Below are 18,510 nucleotides of genomic sequence, written 5' to 3'. Positions count from 1 at the left end.
CTCAGCAGCATTGGAAATCTTTTAGATCCCATGATTAATTACGGTTTATCGATCAATACACCGCTAAATTCATCTTGTTACATATGAAAAAAATAAGTAGAGGAGGCATTTTTTTATCATCATAAAGGTTTGCCATATTTTTGGTCGATCGGATTTTAGTCATCATCTTCGTTGATATCATCTGGGTCCTCCTCATCGGTCGAGTCAATAAATCGGAAGGAACTCAATATGTGTTGTATTGTTTCTTGACTTTGCTTTGAATCAAATTCAACCACGGTATTTTGGTAAGTAAGAATATACAAAACATCATCATGTATCAATAGAATTCTTTCCAAACCTTTGTCAGGAATATTAGTCAATCCCTCCATTGCAGTTAGCACTGACACGGTATCTGAACCATCTATTGCATACCTGTTTTCCTCTATCTCTCCTACTACTCTTTCTTCAGGGGGTAAAATTATTTCCACTACTTCCTTTAAACCTCCTAGTTTCTCTGCCATTACTGTATCGGAATTTGATTGAGATTTCATGATTTTGAATGAATTATTACCATTATACACTAGTACATCGGAATATTTTGAAAACCTATTAATCTTCTCCTCAACGTTCCAGTCAGAAGGATATTCAAAACTGATTCCCAACCGATCATCAGAGTAGATAGTATAATTCAAATTGTTTTCAGTGGAATTATTTGATACCAACGAGCCATAGACATTGTCGTATTCATAACATGCTAGAGTCATCAACCCAAAACAGAAAATAATGCTAAAAGGTACCAATACTTTAAGACCATACATCTCATAAATATTATAGACATTAATTTAAAAATGATAATGCAAGATTGTTCATAACATTTTTCTATGCAGAAAATACAGTAGCTACATCAATTGGTCTCATTTTTTATATTAACAATTTCCTCTAACATTATGATCGAGTTTTCGTAATTAGCTTATCCTACATGCAAGAATTTCTCCTAATTAATTTTAGGTTATTTTTGTAGTAAGAAGGGCTTTAAGATTTCAGATGGACTATCATGTATTATTTGATTGAATTTCAAACTTCAACTTCAACAACACTTTGATTAGAATGAAAGGATAATAGAAAAGAAGATCAGGATAAGTTCAATTTATCTGCAAGATGCAAATTCAAATGTATACTGTAATATGGTATCAATAATTTCAGAAAGAACTTATCTGATGTAATTCATTTTGGGGTATACCATTTGGCCTTGACCCCATCTTTATATTAATAACACGACGACATTTTTTTGTACTCATCGTGAAAAATATGGATAGAAAGGTCATGTAAATTGTTGGCATTTACATAAAAGACACCTATGATCATAAAATTTTGGACCATTAGGTTCATTCCTGTGCTCTTTCTTTGAATGTGTACAATTTTTACAGATTAATAATTGAATACTAGCATCATTCATAACTTATTATTTGCCCTACAAATATATTAATGGTTGGAAAATTACTAGAAAATAGTAATTTCTGGCTATGGATAAGACAGTAAATTCGCTAGAATTTGAAAAGGTCCCTTCAGAATGCCTTAAAGTTTTCCCACAAAGGTGACAAGTTATGATTCAAACATACGTCAAGAAGGTATGGACAATTATGTAGACTATGCAGTAGAATCTAGTCTACGAGAATATGAAAAGAAATTCAGTTGATTATCGACCAACCCACAATAATTGAGTGATTTTAGGATTTTCTGGACTGAGGATTGAGAACAATTTCATAGGGAGACTTTATTTGCAAACCACATTTGCTTCCTACACTGGAAAAAAATCTAATTCCAGAAAAACATCATCAGTCGGTTAAATTATAGGTCAATCAACCCTAAAATAAGTTGTCTTTAGAAAATAACTAAAGGTCCAAGAGAGATTAGGTCAACATTTGAATTTATTGAAAAATTTTATTGCCAATCGATTGTAGGATATTACTTTAGATTACCTTTCAAAATTACGGTTTCCTCAGACAAACTAGAACCTAATATAATCTTATATAAGATGAATCCAAATAGTAATTGATGTCATATAGCAAGAATGATGATGAAGCAACAATTGCAAACGTGCCAAAGCGTACTAAAGGTAATAACCACATGTATTTCCAAAATGAAAATACTCAAAAGAAGAATAATACTAATTGAAATTAAACAAAGATAAGCTGGACCTTTCTAACCCCTGAATCAAAGAAAGCATGAGGATATAACAACAGTGTTTTAGATCTATAAAGAAGATTAAAGACTCTTTTGTCAAACCATTAAGGAACACAAATCAATACTTTATCAAATGGAATAAAAATATGCTCGCAAACAAAGGAGTAATGATAATTAGTACCATAATGAAGAATTTTCAATGAGATTGTAGAATAATTTGTAATTATCAAGGACAATAAAAGAGAAATGCTGATAGATTACTTACATTAGTGTGAACTGGATCATTTAATGCACCTTTTGGAAATGTAGTGGCGAATCTAATTACGAGTGCAATATTTAGCGTGGTAAACAAGTCAGAGTGAGATGATAATTCAAATTAAGAAGTGAAGTTTTACTTTATGTGGGTACAAGCATGCATGATTAGTCAGACCTCCTTTACTACTCCAAAGATTTGATTTGTTATCAATGTTTTATACGTTCTTATATGAGGAAATGTATATATAAATATGAGAAAACTTATTGAGGTCATTAATAGGAGAAATCAGCTTAATAACCCTAAGAATGGCAACACCAGGATAATAAATAATCCTGAAGGGATCAGATTCATTGAGACATTTCATAACGGCAGTTGGAGATATTCGCGTGCATATTAGATAACTCGATTTAAACCATAGAATAAGATCTCTTGTAGATGGATTTGCTTACTTTTGTCGTGAATCCATTCCCACTGGAAACATTTTAAGTTAACCCAATCAGTGACATACTAATGGTTTTTTTCAATAGGCGTTAAATGCAATGTCAGGTCATTACCCTGTCTAATAATTAGTGCACATAATGGCACTGGACTACTCTTGTCCATCTGTATGAAACTAATAAGTAGAATCATCCAAAGATTGTATAGAAGGTCTGTTTCTGTTGAAATGCAGAATTACTAACATTAATAAATCATTTAAGTCATGACAAGAAAAAATATTTTTAATCATTGAGTATACTATGCATATATATATCAAGATCTTGTACTCCTACAAGTTTGAGACACTGGGTATTCTGTCATGAAGGATGTAAATTACGATTTATCTTTTAAATCAACCAATAGATATTTTTCCCCTAAATAAGTACAAAAATATGATTTTCATGGAGTAAGAAAAAAGAAATTAGAAATCCAAATTGAAGTAAATATTAGTATAAACATTTAAGTTTATACTTGAATAGTAACTTATCTTGTCAAATAACCATTTTGATTTTGACTATTGATTTCCAGATTAATGTAAGGATAATAACAAGTTCAACGTATTGAGAACGTCGAGGATGAAGGAATAAAGATGCCTATGCTTATGTTAAAATGTAAAACTTGTGGTATAATATTTAGTGGAGTATATACAGACAACATGACTGAATTTAGAAATGAATCTGATAAGAATCCAAATTCAACATTCAAATGCTCTAAAGGGCATTTGAATAATTATGCGCTTGAGGACTATGTAGACCTGTCATAGATTCAGAACATTCAACTGATCTATCTTAATCATGTTTTTTTATCTCGGAAAAAATAGGAAATAACAAGGAAGAATACAAGTGCTAAAATATTTTATTAACAAACTTAAACAAACAATAGATTAGTACGCCATTTCGAATTTGTACTATGAACCTCATTTTTTATTTCATTTAAATAGGATACATATACTCATTCAGGTCGAAAAATTCGGATTTAAACAACGAATTCAACATCCATCCAGCAGTACGTGACATTCACAAACGCCATTCGATCTTCTAGCAATTGTAAGATCTTTTTTACAAATTATCATAGGTAAAATTGACTTTCCTAATCCTATTACAGTTATTTATTTTATATCTCAAAATACTACTAATTAATACAGAATATCTAATTTCAGTATAAGTACCTAATAGTAGAAATATTGTCAATAACGGTATTGATGTTTCCCAGTGTCAATAAACACAGATATACTTTTTAAGCCTTAATCACTGGATTTTGCTTTATATTTTTTATTATTTAATGCTAGCTCATTCACTAATGCATCTACTTGTGCATCAGTATGAGAGACATCGAGCCCTCTTTGTTTGATTTCGTTTATTACATCTCCAATAACAATATTATCTATTTGGATATAACGTTCTAAGATCCTCAAAACCAAGAACGTGGGATGAGGCGCATTCTTAAATAAAGGGGATAATTTGCTATAATGATAGTGAAGCGCATCTATTTCAGCGATAGATAGATTATCACATTGTGATACATCAGATACTTTTTTCTTTGCTTTTTTTAATATTTCTATTTTAGCTGATGGCTTTTCTTGTTTATCATGTTTAACTTGTTTATTCGGCATTGTATTATTGACGCTCGATGTCATAAGTTATTTTCTTCATTCTATTATTTTCTTAAAACATCTATTGAATATAAGTTTGTTTTTTACCTGGTTTAAAACTTCAATCCTTTATTAATTTACATTAACATGAATACAGCCATTGGAAAGATGGTCTTCAAATATACTTGTAATTGTTCCAAAATTATTAAATTCACGACTAGAGGGGAAAATCAAAGACAATTCCCTAAATCATTTTTCAAGACTTCTAACGAGTGGATAAACATTTAACCTAACGAAATCTATATCAAGTTTTAAGAATTGAAATGAACAATAAATGTCCCAATATGATGGTAGGACTTGTTTTTTTTTTGTATTGATAGTTGTCAGTAGTGTTTTCCTTCAAACAGACGTTTTCAAACTCAGTTCATCTTTATTTGCCAGCTTCTTTTCGGCTATTACTTTACGTAGATAAACCATAGACATCATTCTTCCACTAAAATTTCCTGTACCTTTCATATGTTAGATATATACTTTATTCCTATCAAGTATATCGAGGGGATTCCGCACTCAATCCCTTGTGATCGCTCGTATAGAAAAAATATAGTATTTTTTGGGCTATTACATATATTAGATCACTAATATATCAGGATCCATATGCCTTCCTTTGTTGAAATTAGTCCAATTTACTAACCAGGAATTTAAGTTTATTAACAAAGTTAAATCCATCCCATTTCTTTCCATTAAACATTCTAGTGTCGGAAATAAGTTGGATTTTCTTATTCCTATTCTATATACCATAATATTGATAGACCAACAATCAAAACGACGAACTGGATGTATGAAATAGACTTTGTAATCAACTAGGCAATGTATATGATAGAATGTACGCCACCATACAGAAAACAAAATTAGTGTTATTGAGTTTAAAATGTCTTTAATCTAGTCGGTGACATGAGAAAATAAGAGCATATAGCAAAAGGTGATGTCTATATATTCAAAGAATTATGTAATAATGAATGAATAACAATAAATCCAATATTTTGGTTCCATTTGATGCGACTGAGCTGTCAGTAAAGGCCTTAGAGAAAGCAAAAGAACTTGCAACAAACCAGAGTTCTACGATAATCGTTTTGTATGTTATTGATGATACAAGTTTCTATCCCAAGGAAATTGCAAAATTTATTTCAAATATGGATGATCTTGACAAAGCTAGGCACTATTTTGAAAAGACAATTAGAGATGGAGCCCAGATAATGGTTGGAAAGGAGGTAGATAGATTAATCCGTGACGGTGTTGCAGCTAAGTCAAAAATTCGGGTTGGTCATCCTGCAGATGAGATCCTTACCGTATCTAAGGAAGAGAATACAAGCATGATAATAATGGGTAGTAGTGGATCATTAAAGAAAAGACATGATAGAAAAGGTATAGGAAGTATTTCTAGATGGATTTCAGAAGTTGCAACGTGTCCAGTAGTTTTGGTAAGATAACCAAAATATAGTAAATACCGGTAAAAAATGTGTAAATATCGATGAATTGGTAGCGTTATTACAGCTGCTTATATGTCTTGTTGTATAATATAATTTATTATTATGATGTCTTATAAGTTAGATAAATATGATAAATTTTCGTTAAAAATTCTAATGGTTTCCACCGAATATCCTCCCATTCCCGGAGGCGTAGGTAGGTATGCAAAAAATCTCACAGAGGGATTGAAAAGATCGGGTATTAAAGTTTCTGTTTTATGCAACGAGAAGGGAAAAGGAGATTATGGGGGTATTGATCCTGAAAATGGCAATAATTCAAAAGTAATCCTAGATGTGATTGATGAGTATGTACCTGATCTTGTCCACATCCAATTAGAACATGGACTTTATGGACTTAAGATGGACGTCATCAATCCAAACAAATTAAGTACGAACATAGACGAATTTTATAAAGAATGTAAAATACCCATAATCACTACATTTCATTCTGCATATCCACTACGACAATGGATGGGTCTGTCAAAACACCCAAATATTATGGATAAAGACATGATTACTTTTCCGATTAATCTGAGCAAGCAAATAATAGCCTACTGGAAACGCTTCATAAACTACCGATCTTTTAATACCGCAAATAAACAAAAAATGCAAATGAGCCAGGCCAGTATTGTTTTTTCAAATTATTTAGCCAAATTAATAGCTGAAAATGATGAAAAATCATTGAAAAATTTTACTGTCATATATCATGGTGCAGAACCAAATTTTAATATGCCTATAAAGAAAAAAGAGGCAAGGGAAGTATACACCTTACCAATAAATCGTAAAATAGCTTTATTCTTTGGATTCATGACACATACCAAAGGGTGGGACATATTAAATAATTTGGATATTCCAGATGATTGGGCGATGGTAATTAACCAGTCGGAAAATTTATTCAATACGATAAAGCCGTCTTCAATTGATGGTCATGATAACCATAGAGCAATTCTTAACACAGAAAGTAAAAATACACATCATGGTAAAATAATTAATTTGAATCGTGGATTCTTAACAGATAAAGAACTTTCAATTCTTTTTTATGCATGTGACATAATCGTCCTTCCCTATACCGTAACTTCAGGTTCAGGGGTAATGTTTGATGCACTGGCTCATGGGTTACCATTTATAGCGACTGATTTAGGCTTCTTCAGAGAATTTGCAAATAAAGGACTTGGAATAGTAGTAAAAAGAAGACCTAACGAATTTGCTAAAGCAATAAAGAAACTAGGAGCGAATTATTCTCAATATACTAAGAGAATTGACGAATTCAATAAGGAATTAACGTGGGACAATGTTGCATTACAGCATTATGCACTTTATACCACGGTTTTAGGCGAGAACGAGGGAATCAAAAACAACCTATTCCCTTATGTTAGTCCATAACAGAATTTCAGTGTTGTGATTTTATCATGATCGACTTCTATGTTATATGATCAAAGGATTCATAGATTAAGGAAGAGATTTGATTGTTTAAATCTCTGATAAGAATTTGAAAAGACTTCTTCTGAATTTGTTTTTACTGCATTGTCGTAATATTTAACAGTTAATGTAAAAGGTAACAATTTGAATAGCTTCTAAATTACATCCTATAGAACAAAAATTAACATAAAATGATAGCCGGTAAAATTGTTTTTCCAATTTTATTGTTTCCTACTATGAAAACAGTTTTTCTTGATCTTTCACTAATTCATTGAGTTAACAACTCATGACATACTAACTGTTTTGAAAAATATAATCTACAAGATCGCTTAACTTGGCAGTGGCAACACAACATACCTTGTCCGCACCACCATAATAAACAAAAAGTTCTCCATTGATAATGCAAGCACCTGTAGGAAAAACCACATTGTTTACATCGCCATATTTCTCATATTGTGTAGTAGGTACTAGAATGGGTTCTTTGCTTCTACAAATTATTTTATATGGATCTTCTAAATCCAAAAGTGCAGCCCCAGCACTATAGGTTCTGTCTGCGCTCACACCATGATATATCACCAACCACCCGTATTTTGTTCTAATAGGCGGGGAGCCAGCACCGATCTTTAATTCTTCCCATTTTTGTTCCGGTTTCATGAGCAAAGTATGCGTTTCAAAACTTGTCAATGTAGTCCCCTCTCCAATCCATATGCTAGGTTTATCAATTCCGTATGCGGCACCTACCCATGAACTTGGTCTATGCAAGCAAAAATACGTCATCTTTTCACTACTGACGGTATTTTTGGAAGATAATTTGGTTGGAAAAAGAACCACATCTTTGTTATCCATCCCTTCATTTGTAATGATACCCAGTCTTTCGAATTTGGAATAGTCTTTAGTAGTTGCTAATGCGGTTGATACCATTGGACCTTTTTTTGGACGATCAGGTAATACTACATAAGTAATGTAAACTTGACTGTCGATTTCGGACAATCGTGGATCTTCGATACCATATTTTTCGTAGTCCACTGTTGGGTCAAACGCTATTTCATCACGCCTACGAAAGAGATAACCATCCTCACTAGATGCATATCCTATTCTTGAAAGGTAGTGCTCATATTCACCGATCGCACGATAAAGCATGTGAATTTTTTTTCCGTCATTTAAGATTGCACAATTAAAAACAGCTTCGGACTCCCACCAGTTATTCTTATTGGGAATAAGTATAGGATTATCTGAATATCTCTTTAGGATTTGGGGTTTCTCGGGCGTCAATGGGATGAATCGTCAACACAGAATTTGATTTTTGAGATGACCTCGTTTTGAATTGGCATAAACATTGAATATGGTTATTGGCAAGGTATTTAAATAGAACACTTAGAGCAATGCTTAACGGTATTTGACCTGAGATGGACTATATACATTTTGGTATATAGATGATCTTTCGATTCTTAATTTATAAACAAACTAACTCCATTCTCGTTTCATATAGAAAATTTCGAAGAAAATGGCAATAATAATAAGTAGTATGAATCAGAAATACAATAGAAGTGTACTTTTGTTCAACTAGAAGCATGTAATCGTGTCATTAATTGAGAAAGACGGTAAGGAAATAAAGAACAAATTTAGGTGAATTGCTGGCACTTACAAAATAAACATCGATGATCATAAAATCTTGGACCACTGGGTTGTTGTCTATGCTCATTCTTTGAATGGGTACAATTCTTACACATTAACAATTGAATGTTATTCATGTTACTCATAACTTATGATATACATGATACAATATTAAGGATTATCAAGACCATACTAAATGGCATATATAATCAAGCACAATCAGACATAAAGTAATTGTAATAGAACATGACAAAGATTTCTTTCACTATCTAACCAACATCACATGCAGAAATTCTCAAGATTTGGTAATAGACGTTAAGAGTAATCAATATAATTAGAGGTTAATTATCTCGAAATCCTTTCGTTTTGACTTTTGAGCATATTTAGTTGAACTTTTGCCTTTATTTTGAATAGATATTATTTGGACATGCTTTATGGAATTCAAAACTTTATAAAGTTATTACATTAGCAAGGTATGAATCACAAGTTCAAATAAAAAGCGATGCAAACAGATTTGATGAGAATTTCAAGACATGTTTAGGAACACCTACTCACCCATTTATGTTATAAGCAGGCCTAGATCATGTTGATATCGTAAACAAAATACGAATAAACACTCCTGACATGAAATATAATTCTACAAAATGGTAAAAATTGTATATATCTTTTAAAGATAAAACAACATAAAAATATGATATTATGAGATAGTGAAGGAGATCTAATTTGCACGTATCTCTGGAGTTTCAAAAAATCTCCTGCTAAATTCCTTAGAGATTTCTTCCTCTTTTATGAGCTCTCCTCGTCGTCCAGGAGTTCGCATCATTTGTTGTCTAACACTCCTTCTTTCATCGTCTAACTCATTAAAACCTCTTTCCATATCATATATTTGCTGTTTCTTAGTTCTTAATTCTTGAGAATATCTTTGGCGAAAAGATGTTTCTATATCTTCATTCGATTGTTCTTCAGCAAGGACAACCATACTTTCTTTTTTAGTTTGATTGATCATAGTACTTTTACGAAGAGAATCTAATGACATAATGGGAAGGTGATTATTATTATAACTTTTTTCTATTACCATATTACTATATACATACCAGGTCTCTTAAGTATATTCTGATGAATATCGTTTTCAGTTCGTGTTAATCATCATTTCGATATCTATTAAAAATGATTCCTTCATGTGAACTATTAATCTAATAGTAAACAGCATGATCTAGAACTAGAATAACAAAAATAATTACTAAGACATGATCGACCATTTGAGTTAATTATTTCAAGACAATATCGCTGATTACCGCACCGGATAACATGCATAACACTATTTAGAGACCAGAAATGATATCCATTCTTATTGACATTGCTCGATTGATGGAAAATGGACTTGAATTTGTTTTGGGAAACGCTTTAAAAAATTACACTGATATACCCCCAGAGGAAAAGAGAAATAGAAAGAAACAAACAGTATAGTTGAAGGTCATGGTTTCTTACAATTTTAGAACAATTTCTTGAATTCCAAATTCATCCATAAAGTGGTATAGAAACAAAATACGGAAATAATATAGGGATCACATATTGTCAATTACCTGCACATTGGATAAAATCCGGGATTTGAACTAAACCTACTATTACGAGTAGAAATTACAAATTACAAATTACAAATTACAAATTACAAACCTTGACCATGAAATATTTCGATGTCATTATTGATCAAATTATCTAAATAATCCATCAACGACATTCTAATTGAATTAGACATCATTTCATGAAAGAGATATAGAATGTTTAGCCTTTTTCAATGAGTGCAGGTCCACTGAAAAATATCTCCAAATTACGGGTATTATTAATATACTTTGGAATCCATACTATTTATGATTACTATTGGTAGATCTTGTATACGGTATGGGTATAACCGATATAATAAAAGACGCTCCTACAATTTTTAGTATCCTAAGTAAATATATGTCTATAAAGTTTTTTAAATCTAAACCATTTATCTATGGTTCTGCAGACATTATCAACGTCTGTAATTTACATTGTTCCCATTGTTATTGGTGGAAAACTAGGAGAAATGAACTAGACGAGTTGAGTCCCGGCGACTGGAAAGAAATAATAAAACAGACCTTTAAAAAACATCATGTTTATGTAGTTACACTCGTTGGAGGCGAGCCTATGATGCGTAAAGATATTATAAAGGTTTTTTGTGATGAGATGCCTAGAAGAATTTGTGTAGTAACAAACGGTACTTATCCTTTAGTAAGATTTGACAAGCTTTACTTTTACTGGGTATCCCTTGATGGTACAGAACAGGTACATGATAGCATTAGAGGAAAAGGCGCTTATGCGAAAACCAAAAAGAATATTTTAGACTATATCTCCGGGCCCGCTCGCAACGGAAAACCAGCTTGGAAGGACATTTGGATCACAATGACCATAAATTCTCTAAATTATACCACCATAGAAGATCTAATTGACGAATGGAAAGATACGATAAATAAAATAGGATTTCAATTTCATACTCCCTTTGCAGACAATGATCCACTTTGGTTACCATTCGGTGATACAAGAACTGAAATAATTAATAATATTCAAAGATTAAGAACTAAATATCCAGATTTTATCATGAACACAGAAAAGCAACTAGAATTAATGAAAGGAAATTGGGGAGGAATTAAAACTACCCCGGTGGACTGTCCTTCGTGGGCAATATTATCGTTAGATCATAAAGGAAAGTCAAAACAGCCTTGTTGTATTGGAAGCTCCGATAGTAATGCAATGAAGCCAATATGTGAAAAATGTGGGTTGGGATGTTATTCGATATTAGTTGCTCAAGGATTGAAAAATAATTGACAATGATTCGCATTGGCCAACATTCTCAAAGAATTAAGAATATTCAATAACAAAATTCATAGATGATAACATCCATCACACTCAATTATTAAGTGTCTTTTGATAGGTTCATTCCTCATACATGCATAGGTGTGTAAAATTAAAAGAGATGAAACGCATTGCATAAACTCTGGAAGATGTCATCCAGCGACAAATAAACAAATTCAGATAAGATCAAACCATATATACATGGAGACCAAACACGCTAGGAAAATACCATGGATTATCTATTGTTGTCAAGGCAGAAGCATCAAGATAAACTTTGATGAATAAAATCTATATTACCATTCTCTGATTTCTAAATCATGACTTTTCTAATTAGTACACTATTAATGTGTGGATTAATTTTCATAATTTTAACCATTCCTTATAGCCCCGATCTGTTGAATTTTTCGTTAGCACAAAGAGGTAATTTTCACTTTGGTAATCAAGACATGGAGAATGCTGGAGGCCAACTAGGTCAAGGTAATGCTGGAGGCCAACTAGGTCAAGGTAATGCTGGAGGCCAACTAGGTCAAGGTAATGCTGGAGGCCAACTAGGTCAAGGTAATGCTGGAGGCCAACTAGGTCAAGGTAATGCTGGAGGCCAACTAGGTCAAGGTAATGCTGGAGGCCAACTAGGTCAAGGTAATGCTGGAGACCAACTAGGTCAAGGTAATGCTGGAGGCCAACTAGGTCAAGGTAATGCTGGAGGCCAACTAGGTCAAGGTAATGCTGGAGGCCAACTAGGTCAAGGTAATGCTGGAGGCCAACTAGGTCAAGGTAATGCGAAAAGTATTGGAGGTGTAGGTTGTCCAACTGGTCCCAAAGGCACATCTAATGTAGGTTGTTCAGCTGATGCTAATCATGTAAGTAGTTCCACAGATACCACAAATAATATAGTGGTTTCGGGTTCATCATCTTCAACTGGTTCATCATCTTCAACTGGTTCATCATCTTCAACTGGTTCATCATCTTCAACTGGTTCATTATCATTAGATGGAAAAATATACATAATTCATGGGCCGACCGATAAAACTGGAGGTAATCCTTATTCCTCTACTGCATCTTGCCACAATGGTGACTTGATCGTGGGAGGAGGATCCATTTATGATATTTCTGATGGAAATGTAATTTCTTACTCTGCAATTCCGGATTCTCTTAGCACATTTACCACCACGATTACCACTAGTTCAAGTATGGATTCAGCATTAACTGTACAGACATATGCAATATGCTATGACAATCCTTAATATTTTTGGCTTGGGCAGTACAAATTCCCAACACATCAGATTAATTCGCTAGCTTAACTTGCATCTTGCACCTACCCATGACAATAAAACTAATTCTGAGTATCATCATTTAAGATACAGGATCATTGTGCTTCATATCATGATAGTAATAGACATCAAATGATATTCATTAGTAGGTCATCCCGGAAATAGTAACTGCTAGTCTATACAAATCTATAGTTTCTTAGGAAAGAAATTATCGATGTCGATATCACTGACAATGTAATACAAAGATATCGGACTGTAAGTAACAATGTAAAAAGAAGATAAATAAATTATTAGACTGCCAAGAAGATGAGAAGATATGAATTCAGCTCAATAAACAAGACCTAAATGATATCTTTATTATAATACGATTTAACTAATTCAATATATCATGGAAAAGAGTCAAAAGATCATTATAGTCTTATCTATTCCAATAATCATCGTAACTGCAGTAGTAGTAGGATTAATTGCCCCATTCGCTTTTGAAGAACAATGTAAACAAAAGGCCAGTGAAATAATGAATAATTTATTTGCACTGGAAGGAAATAAGGAAAATTTTCTTGCATCTTATGAAAAAGGGACTATATCAAATCTATCCCAGTCGGAATTACAAAAATTAGATAGGGTATTTAACAATTGTCCTGACTTAAAATCCATATCTACTAACGAATCAGAATATAATATTTCTTTTCTACGGAGATAACCTCTCTTCAATATAGATATTTTTGAGTATAGAAAAGATTTGAATTAAAGGGTAGAATCAATATTCATAGGATTTTACACCAATCTGATGAAGAAAATCATTGGCTTTTGGATATACTCTCATTTTCCCAACAAATCGAAACCCAAGATTGAATTCTTTTCTAAAATATTAATTGTTAAAAGAGTTAAACTGCTTATGAATAGACCGAATATGAATAAAAGACCATAATTTTAACCAATGACTTGTCAAAACTATCAATACAAAGAATTCAATCGCCCAGGCCTCCTGAAAATTGTGTTCTAATATATGACTATAAACTTCAGAATGGATAAAATATTCAAAATCCTGACTTTTCAATTTTGTAGGTGTACTCAAAAATCCTTGTTTTATGTTTATTTGGGGATAACTTGGAAAACGGTTAAAACATTTTATATTGCGCTGACCTCCAATACAATATTATTGTTTAAAATTGCCAATAGATACCAATATCTATAAATATCTGAGGCTCATAAACACTCTATGAATAAAACAATTAGAGAAGTGGCAAAAATAATGGACAACAAGATAAACAGGGATCCCAATTCGATACAATCTGAAAGGTTGACCAAAGAACAGGTACAAATAGTTGAAGAATTTGTAAATGCTTTTAACAAGAGGATATCCATGTTCCTTGTCTCCTAATATATTATGAAAATATTATATCTTCATAATATTGGTAGTATCTCTATATGAAAATTAACATTTTACTTTAATAAAAACACGTCTCAGTCAAAGTATTGATTGCTAAATGAGAATAACCTGTTGAAGTTACTACTAGTAAAAAAAAACAATTGGACTTTATTGTATCTTGGTTTATTGTAGATAAATTAGAGCATTTATTATATCAACAAATGATTTGCCATTAAACCATAGGTTGCTAATTGTAATCAAACGAAGTATTATTATAACATTTAAACATAATTTTATCATTGTGAATCGGAAAAATACACTATCTATTCTATTAGTGTTAGGTATTTTATTTAGCACAATCATCCATAGTAATACAAATATTAGTCCGGATTCTACTTTTTTCCAAAATGCGTATGGTCACAATTTTCCTCCAAATAATTATGCTTCATTTCTCTCGTCTTTAGATCAATTTCAGACCGAATCGAATCTTGTTCAGTCAAATCTGGTAAATAATAATGCAACTTTGGCTCAAAAACATGCAGATGAAGCTGTTAGTATTTTTTACTGGGACTTGTTGGTAGAAATAGTTAAACAGGATAAAAAAATTGGAGATGATCTTAAATTAGCAGTAGAAAATTTGCGCAACTTGACATCTTCATTTTCAAATACCACTTCTTCAATTCAAGGTGAAAAACAAAAACTAGAACAATCAGATCAATTAGTTGCAAGTATCAATACGAATGTAGATAAAGTCATAACTCTAACGGAAGCTAAAAAACAATCAGAAGATTCTAACTTTCTAAATCAAGTTAGTATGTTCATATCAAATATATTTAGTCCAAAAAAGGATAACAACAATGGCTCAATCCATCCTATGAGATTTGCTGATGGAGTAGACGAAGTACTAAGGAATTATGGTGATGCCTATAGTGTTGACTTTGATATGACCGATATGGGAAATATGGGAAATATGGGAAATATGGGAAATATGGGAAATATGGGAAATATGAACAAAGGGTCTATGGCTGAAAATAATAATAGCTATAATTCTAGTAACAATAGTAACATGGATATGAACATGATGATGGATATGCCGCCATCAATTAATAATTCAGATACCAATTGGAATACTAATAAATCTATAGTAAATATGGCAAATTATCAAAGTGCAGAAGGCATGGCTGAAAAACTATTGGATATTTTTAATAAAGAACTTAAACCAATAATATCCCAAAACGGCACTTCCACATATAGTACTAATCTGGAAGGCGGTATTAAGCAACTTGTAAATTCAATAGAATTCAAAGTTCCACCAACTGATATAATGATGATCGTTCATACTCAGATTCATCCGAATTTGATAAAAGCTTTTGACTTGCAGATACTTTCAAGTACTTAATAATCAGGGGAAAATCTTTATTTTTATTTGATTTAGTATAGGTTACTAAATCATTCATAGTTGCCTTGATTGACCCATAAATGGCCTTTGTAGTATCAATGAATAGTTAAAATTAGTTGTATGAAATTTTGGTGTTTAGTATGGATCTCAAGTTGGCGTGTAAGATATCAAACTTGTTGTTCATGGTAGTATTTTGTATATTATATGATGAATATTAGTATTCTATAACTTAACTTTTTAAGGTCTGTGCATAGAACACATCTATCTAACAACTAACCAAAAATTAGTACTCATACTATATTAGTAAAGGCAGACAATATTTAATATTAGTAAATAACAAAATGATCTGTTTGATTATTTGATTTTTTTCACTCAAAATACTTTATCAGTAATTAGTACGTAATGACTCAGGAAAACAATCTATTAAAACAACAAAGGGAAAACACACAAAGTCAAAAAAAAATAGGTATAGTTTCGATTCACGAACTGTAAACCAATTAAATTCATTAATGCTTAAAAATATCTAGGGCATTATGAGAAAGAGAAAAAATAAAAGTTCTGTAGGGATATAGATGTATCCTTTATTTGAGCCTAAGAATCTGGGGGATCAACCCAATTGCTGATTGGTTGTGGATAACCACTATCCATCGTTGCACCCTGACCCACGTAAAATGTAAGGCGAACATATTGGTCGCCTTTTAGAAGATATAATTTATTATCCTCTTCACTGAGAAATGAAGCATCGATATTCGAGGTAAAATTTTGAGCTAATGAACCTTTAATTGGTACTTTGAATGGCAATATTAGTGACATGATGGCAAGAACTGACAGAAATAAAAAGTATTTTTGATACCACATATGACTGCTTTATAGTTAAAATAAATAAAGGTTATGGAATGATATTCCGAGTATTTAGGGACCTTGGAATTGTGCCTTACAATCTGTTTTGGATCACATGTTATCATCTAGAGTAGCATGAATTTTTCAATTGATAGAAACTCCGTATCGAATTAGCCGTCGAGCATTAAATTTAATCCTCTTTAAAACGCCTTATTAATTTTCCAAATAATGTCTGTTGTCAGCATTCAAAAACAAAATATTATTTGGCATATCTAATTTTTGATCATATTAGTAACAAAACAAACGGATAATCATACTGTTCCTCTTTTTAAATTCGATTTCCATCTGATCCGAGAAATCAATACACCTAAATGCAAATGCAGTAGCCATTTAACATACGCTCAGGAATAATTCAAAGCATCTTTTGAATCAGAATTCAGATTTCGGTATTCAGGGATTTCATTCTATATCTTGTTTCAACTTTGTAAGTATGTCTATGGCATCCAGAGAAAATTTGGATATCCAGCGATCATGTAATTCTCGAATAGGAAGAAGGTTAATGTAATTCCATCGGTATTTGCCGCTATGTTTAACTAGAATCAAATCCGCTTTTTCTAAGACGTTTAAATGTTGCATTACCGTACATCTATCCATTTTTTTTAAGATTAGACACAATTCTGAGGTTGTATGTGGTTTATCCTTTATCAAATCAAGGATTTCACGTCTGCCAGCATGAGCTAGTGCCTTAAGGATATGGTCATACTCCCTTTCTGAATACATGTTACATTTATATAACATATACTACTAATAAACCTTATAACGGCGTATATTCATGAATTTGAAATTTAGAGTGCAAGCCAAGATAAAAAAGCCTATAGAGGAAGTATTTGATGCAGTCTATAATCCAAAGAAATTAAGCAGATATTTTACCACAGGTGGAGCAAGTGGGCCACTCGATGAAGGAACGGAGGTCATGTGGGATTTTCATGATTATCCCGGTACTTTTTCAGTATATGTAAAACAGACAATTAAGAACCAGAAAATCGTTTTTGAATGGGCTAGTGCAGTTGAATCTAATCGCTTGACTGTAGAGATAGACTTTGAACAGCTTGGAGATGACATGACACTAGTAACGATTTCAGAGGCAGGCTGGATAAATGAAGACCAGCCATCGCTAGACGAATCATATAGCAACTGCCAAGGTTGGACTCAAATGGTTTGTTGCTTAAAAGTATATCTAGAATATAATAAGAATTTAAGGGAGTTCTTTTATTAATATTTAGTGAGTTTGTATGCAAAGTAGTATACATATTTCATAATTAATTTAAAAACATAAAACTGCAAGTGATATACAGGTCGAACACTCTTCAAAAATCCTTAGAATACGGACCTAATATTTATCCTTTACAAAGTTATCTCATACCATAAAATCATTGATTTATTTTGTATAAGAGCAGAATCTTGACAACAGTGTTATGCATATAGAGAACTGTTGACATTTCATAAACGGCTTTAGTAATAGACGATACGCTATCTACTAATTAACACTACTTGTTAGAGTTATATGTAAAACTTCAAAATCAAGCATTATCCCAATATATAAAAGGGTTCAAGGAATGATTTTTAGTTGTAGAAAAATTATTGTTCTGAAGTAATTAAAACTATTGAAATATCAAAAAAAGAGATATATTTGTTACATATCAAAATTTTGATG

At 32.0% G+C, this 18,510-nt stretch carries 16 protein-coding genes; 10 read left to right on the top strand and 6 right to left on the bottom strand.

Features of this window, described 5'->3' with window-relative positions:
* Positions 1-155: 155 nt before the first annotated feature.
* The gene (locus tag NMY3_RS04485) at positions 156-797 is read right to left on the bottom strand and encodes a PsbP-related protein (protein WP_231100274.1); all 642 of its coding nucleotides are present in this window, start codon (positions 795-797) and stop codon (positions 156-158) included.
* 2,688 nt (positions 798-3,485) lie between these two features.
* Here NMY3_RS04485 and NMY3_RS04480 point away from each other — a divergent pair.
* Positions 3,486-3,659, top strand: coding sequence for a hypothetical protein (locus NMY3_RS04480; RefSeq protein ID WP_231100273.1), 174 nt, complete (start codon positions 3,486-3,488; stop codon positions 3,657-3,659).
* Between the two features lie 480 nt (positions 3,660-4,139).
* On the opposite strand, the gene NMY3_RS04475 is transcribed toward NMY3_RS04480, so the two are convergent.
* Positions 4,140-4,508 (bottom strand): hypothetical protein, encoded by a 369-nt coding sequence (locus NMY3_RS04475; protein ID WP_196817726.1) that lies wholly within the window; start codon positions 4,506-4,508, stop codon positions 4,140-4,142.
* Between the two features lie 995 nt (positions 4,509-5,503).
* Here NMY3_RS04475 and NMY3_RS04470 point away from each other — a divergent pair.
* Positions 5,504-5,974 (top strand): universal stress protein, encoded by a 471-nt coding sequence (locus NMY3_RS04470; protein ID WP_196817725.1) that lies wholly within the window; start codon positions 5,504-5,506, stop codon positions 5,972-5,974.
* Positions 5,975-6,127: 153 nt separating this feature from the next.
* Positions 6,128-7,393, top strand: a complete 1,266-nt coding sequence (locus NMY3_RS04465; RefSeq protein WP_231100271.1) for a glycosyltransferase family 4 protein — start codon at positions 6,128-6,130, stop codon at positions 7,391-7,393.
* A 330-nt stretch (positions 7,394-7,723) separates the two neighbouring features.
* Here the strand turns inward: NMY3_RS04465 and NMY3_RS04460 are convergent, their stop codons facing one another.
* Together NMY3_RS04460 and NMY3_RS04455 are read right to left on the bottom strand one after the other, a co-directional pair.
* On the bottom strand, positions 7,724-8,701 hold the full coding sequence (locus tag NMY3_RS04460) for a glycoside hydrolase family 130 protein (RefSeq protein WP_196817723.1): 978 nt from the start codon (positions 8,699-8,701) through the stop codon (positions 7,724-7,726).
* 1,060 nt (positions 8,702-9,761) lie between these two features.
* The gene (locus NMY3_RS04455; RefSeq protein WP_231100270.1) at positions 9,762-10,121 is read right to left on the bottom strand and encodes a hypothetical protein; all 360 of its coding nucleotides are present in this window, start codon (positions 10,119-10,121) and stop codon (positions 9,762-9,764) included.
* A gap of 257 nt (positions 10,122-10,378) precedes the next feature.
* Between NMY3_RS04455 and NMY3_RS16860 the strand changes: the two genes are divergently transcribed.
* The 6 genes from NMY3_RS16860 (at position 10,379) to NMY3_RS04430 (ending at position 15,956) form a co-directional block, all read left to right on the top strand.
* Positions 10,379-10,510, top strand: coding sequence for a hypothetical protein (locus NMY3_RS16860; RefSeq protein ID WP_257720006.1), 132 nt, complete (start codon positions 10,379-10,381; stop codon positions 10,508-10,510).
* A 432-nt stretch (positions 10,511-10,942) separates the two neighbouring features.
* On the top strand, positions 10,943-11,890 hold the full coding sequence (locus tag NMY3_RS04450) for a radical SAM protein (RefSeq protein WP_231100268.1): 948 nt from the start codon (positions 10,943-10,945) through the stop codon (positions 11,888-11,890).
* Positions 11,891-12,261: 371 nt separating this feature from the next.
* On the top strand, positions 12,262-13,161 hold the full coding sequence (locus tag NMY3_RS04445; RefSeq protein WP_196817721.1) for a hypothetical protein: 900 nt from the start codon (positions 12,262-12,264) through the stop codon (positions 13,159-13,161).
* Between the two features lie 415 nt (positions 13,162-13,576).
* Positions 13,577-13,888 (top strand): hypothetical protein, encoded by a 312-nt coding sequence (locus NMY3_RS04440; protein WP_196817720.1) that lies wholly within the window; start codon positions 13,577-13,579, stop codon positions 13,886-13,888.
* 519 nt (positions 13,889-14,407) lie between these two features.
* A complete protein-coding gene (locus tag NMY3_RS04435; protein ID WP_196817719.1) occupies positions 14,408-14,569 on the top strand; it encodes a hypothetical protein in 162 nt (53 codons plus the stop codon).
* A gap of 289 nt (positions 14,570-14,858) precedes the next feature.
* A complete protein-coding gene (locus tag NMY3_RS04430) occupies positions 14,859-15,956 on the top strand; it encodes a hypothetical protein (RefSeq protein WP_196817718.1) in 1,098 nt (365 codons plus the stop codon).
* Between the two features lie 591 nt (positions 15,957-16,547).
* Here NMY3_RS04430 and NMY3_RS04425 read toward each other — a convergent pair.
* Positions 16,548-16,769, bottom strand: a complete 222-nt coding sequence (locus tag NMY3_RS04425) for a hemopexin repeat-containing protein (RefSeq protein WP_196817717.1) — start codon at positions 16,767-16,769, stop codon at positions 16,548-16,550.
* 486 nt (positions 16,770-17,255) lie between these two features.
* Positions 17,256-17,576, bottom strand: coding sequence for an ArsR/SmtB family transcription factor (locus NMY3_RS04420; RefSeq protein ID WP_231100267.1), 321 nt, complete (start codon positions 17,574-17,576; stop codon positions 17,256-17,258).
* 52 nt (positions 17,577-17,628) lie between these two features.
* Here NMY3_RS04420 and NMY3_RS04415 point away from each other — a divergent pair, with 52 nt between their 5' ends.
* Positions 17,629-18,072 carry an SRPBCC family protein gene (locus tag NMY3_RS04415; protein WP_196817715.1) on the top strand — a complete coding sequence of 148 codons (444 nt, stop codon included), beginning with the start codon at positions 17,629-17,631 and terminating at the stop codon, positions 18,070-18,072.
* Positions 18,073-18,510: the final 438 nt, after the last annotated feature.

The sequence above is a fragment of the Candidatus Nitrosocosmicus oleophilus genome, from assembly GCF_000802205.1.
In the GTDB taxonomy this organism is placed as follows: Archaea; Thermoproteota; Nitrososphaeria; order Nitrososphaerales; family Nitrososphaeraceae; genus Nitrosocosmicus; species Nitrosocosmicus oleophilus.
The sequence above is the reverse complement of the archived record's forward strand: the minus strand, read 5'-3'. Positions and strand labels throughout refer to the sequence as shown.

Coding starts and splice junctions, on each gene's coding strand:
- NMY3_RS04470 (WP_196817725.1), top strand. CDS start 5,504: ATGAATAACAATAAATCCAATATTTTGGTTCCATTTGATGCGACTGAG.
- NMY3_RS04420 (WP_231100267.1), bottom strand. CDS start 17,576: ATGTATTCAGAAAGGGAGTATGACCATATCCTTAAGGCACTAGCTCAT.
- NMY3_RS04435 (WP_196817719.1), top strand. CDS start 14,408: ATGAATAAAACAATTAGAGAAGTGGCAAAAATAATGGACAACAAGATA.
- NMY3_RS04415 (WP_196817715.1), top strand. CDS start 17,629: ATGAATTTGAAATTTAGAGTGCAAGCCAAGATAAAAAAGCCTATAGAG.
- NMY3_RS04480 (WP_231100273.1), top strand. CDS start 3,486: ATGCCTATGCTTATGTTAAAATGTAAAACTTGTGGTATAATATTTAGT.
- NMY3_RS04440 (WP_196817720.1), top strand. CDS start 13,577: ATGGAAAAGAGTCAAAAGATCATTATAGTCTTATCTATTCCAATAATC.
- NMY3_RS04450 (WP_231100268.1), top strand. CDS start 10,943: ATGGGTATAACCGATATAATAAAAGACGCTCCTACAATTTTTAGTATC.
- NMY3_RS04445 (WP_196817721.1), top strand. CDS start 12,262: ATGTGTGGATTAATTTTCATAATTTTAACCATTCCTTATAGCCCCGAT.
- NMY3_RS16860 (WP_257720006.1), top strand. CDS start 10,379: ATGATATCCATTCTTATTGACATTGCTCGATTGATGGAAAATGGACTT.
- NMY3_RS04465 (WP_231100271.1), top strand. CDS start 6,128: ATGGTTTCCACCGAATATCCTCCCATTCCCGGAGGCGTAGGTAGGTAT.
- NMY3_RS04455 (WP_231100270.1), bottom strand. CDS start 10,121: ATGGTAATAGAAAAAAGTTATAATAATAATCACCTTCCCATTATGTCA.
- NMY3_RS04425 (WP_196817717.1), bottom strand. CDS start 16,769: ATGTCACTAATATTGCCATTCAAAGTACCAATTAAAGGTTCATTAGCT.
- NMY3_RS04485 (WP_231100274.1), bottom strand. CDS start 797: ATGTATGGTCTTAAAGTATTGGTACCTTTTAGCATTATTTTCTGTTTT.
- NMY3_RS04475 (WP_196817726.1), bottom strand. CDS start 4,508: ATGCCGAATAAACAAGTTAAACATGATAAACAAGAAAAGCCATCAGCT.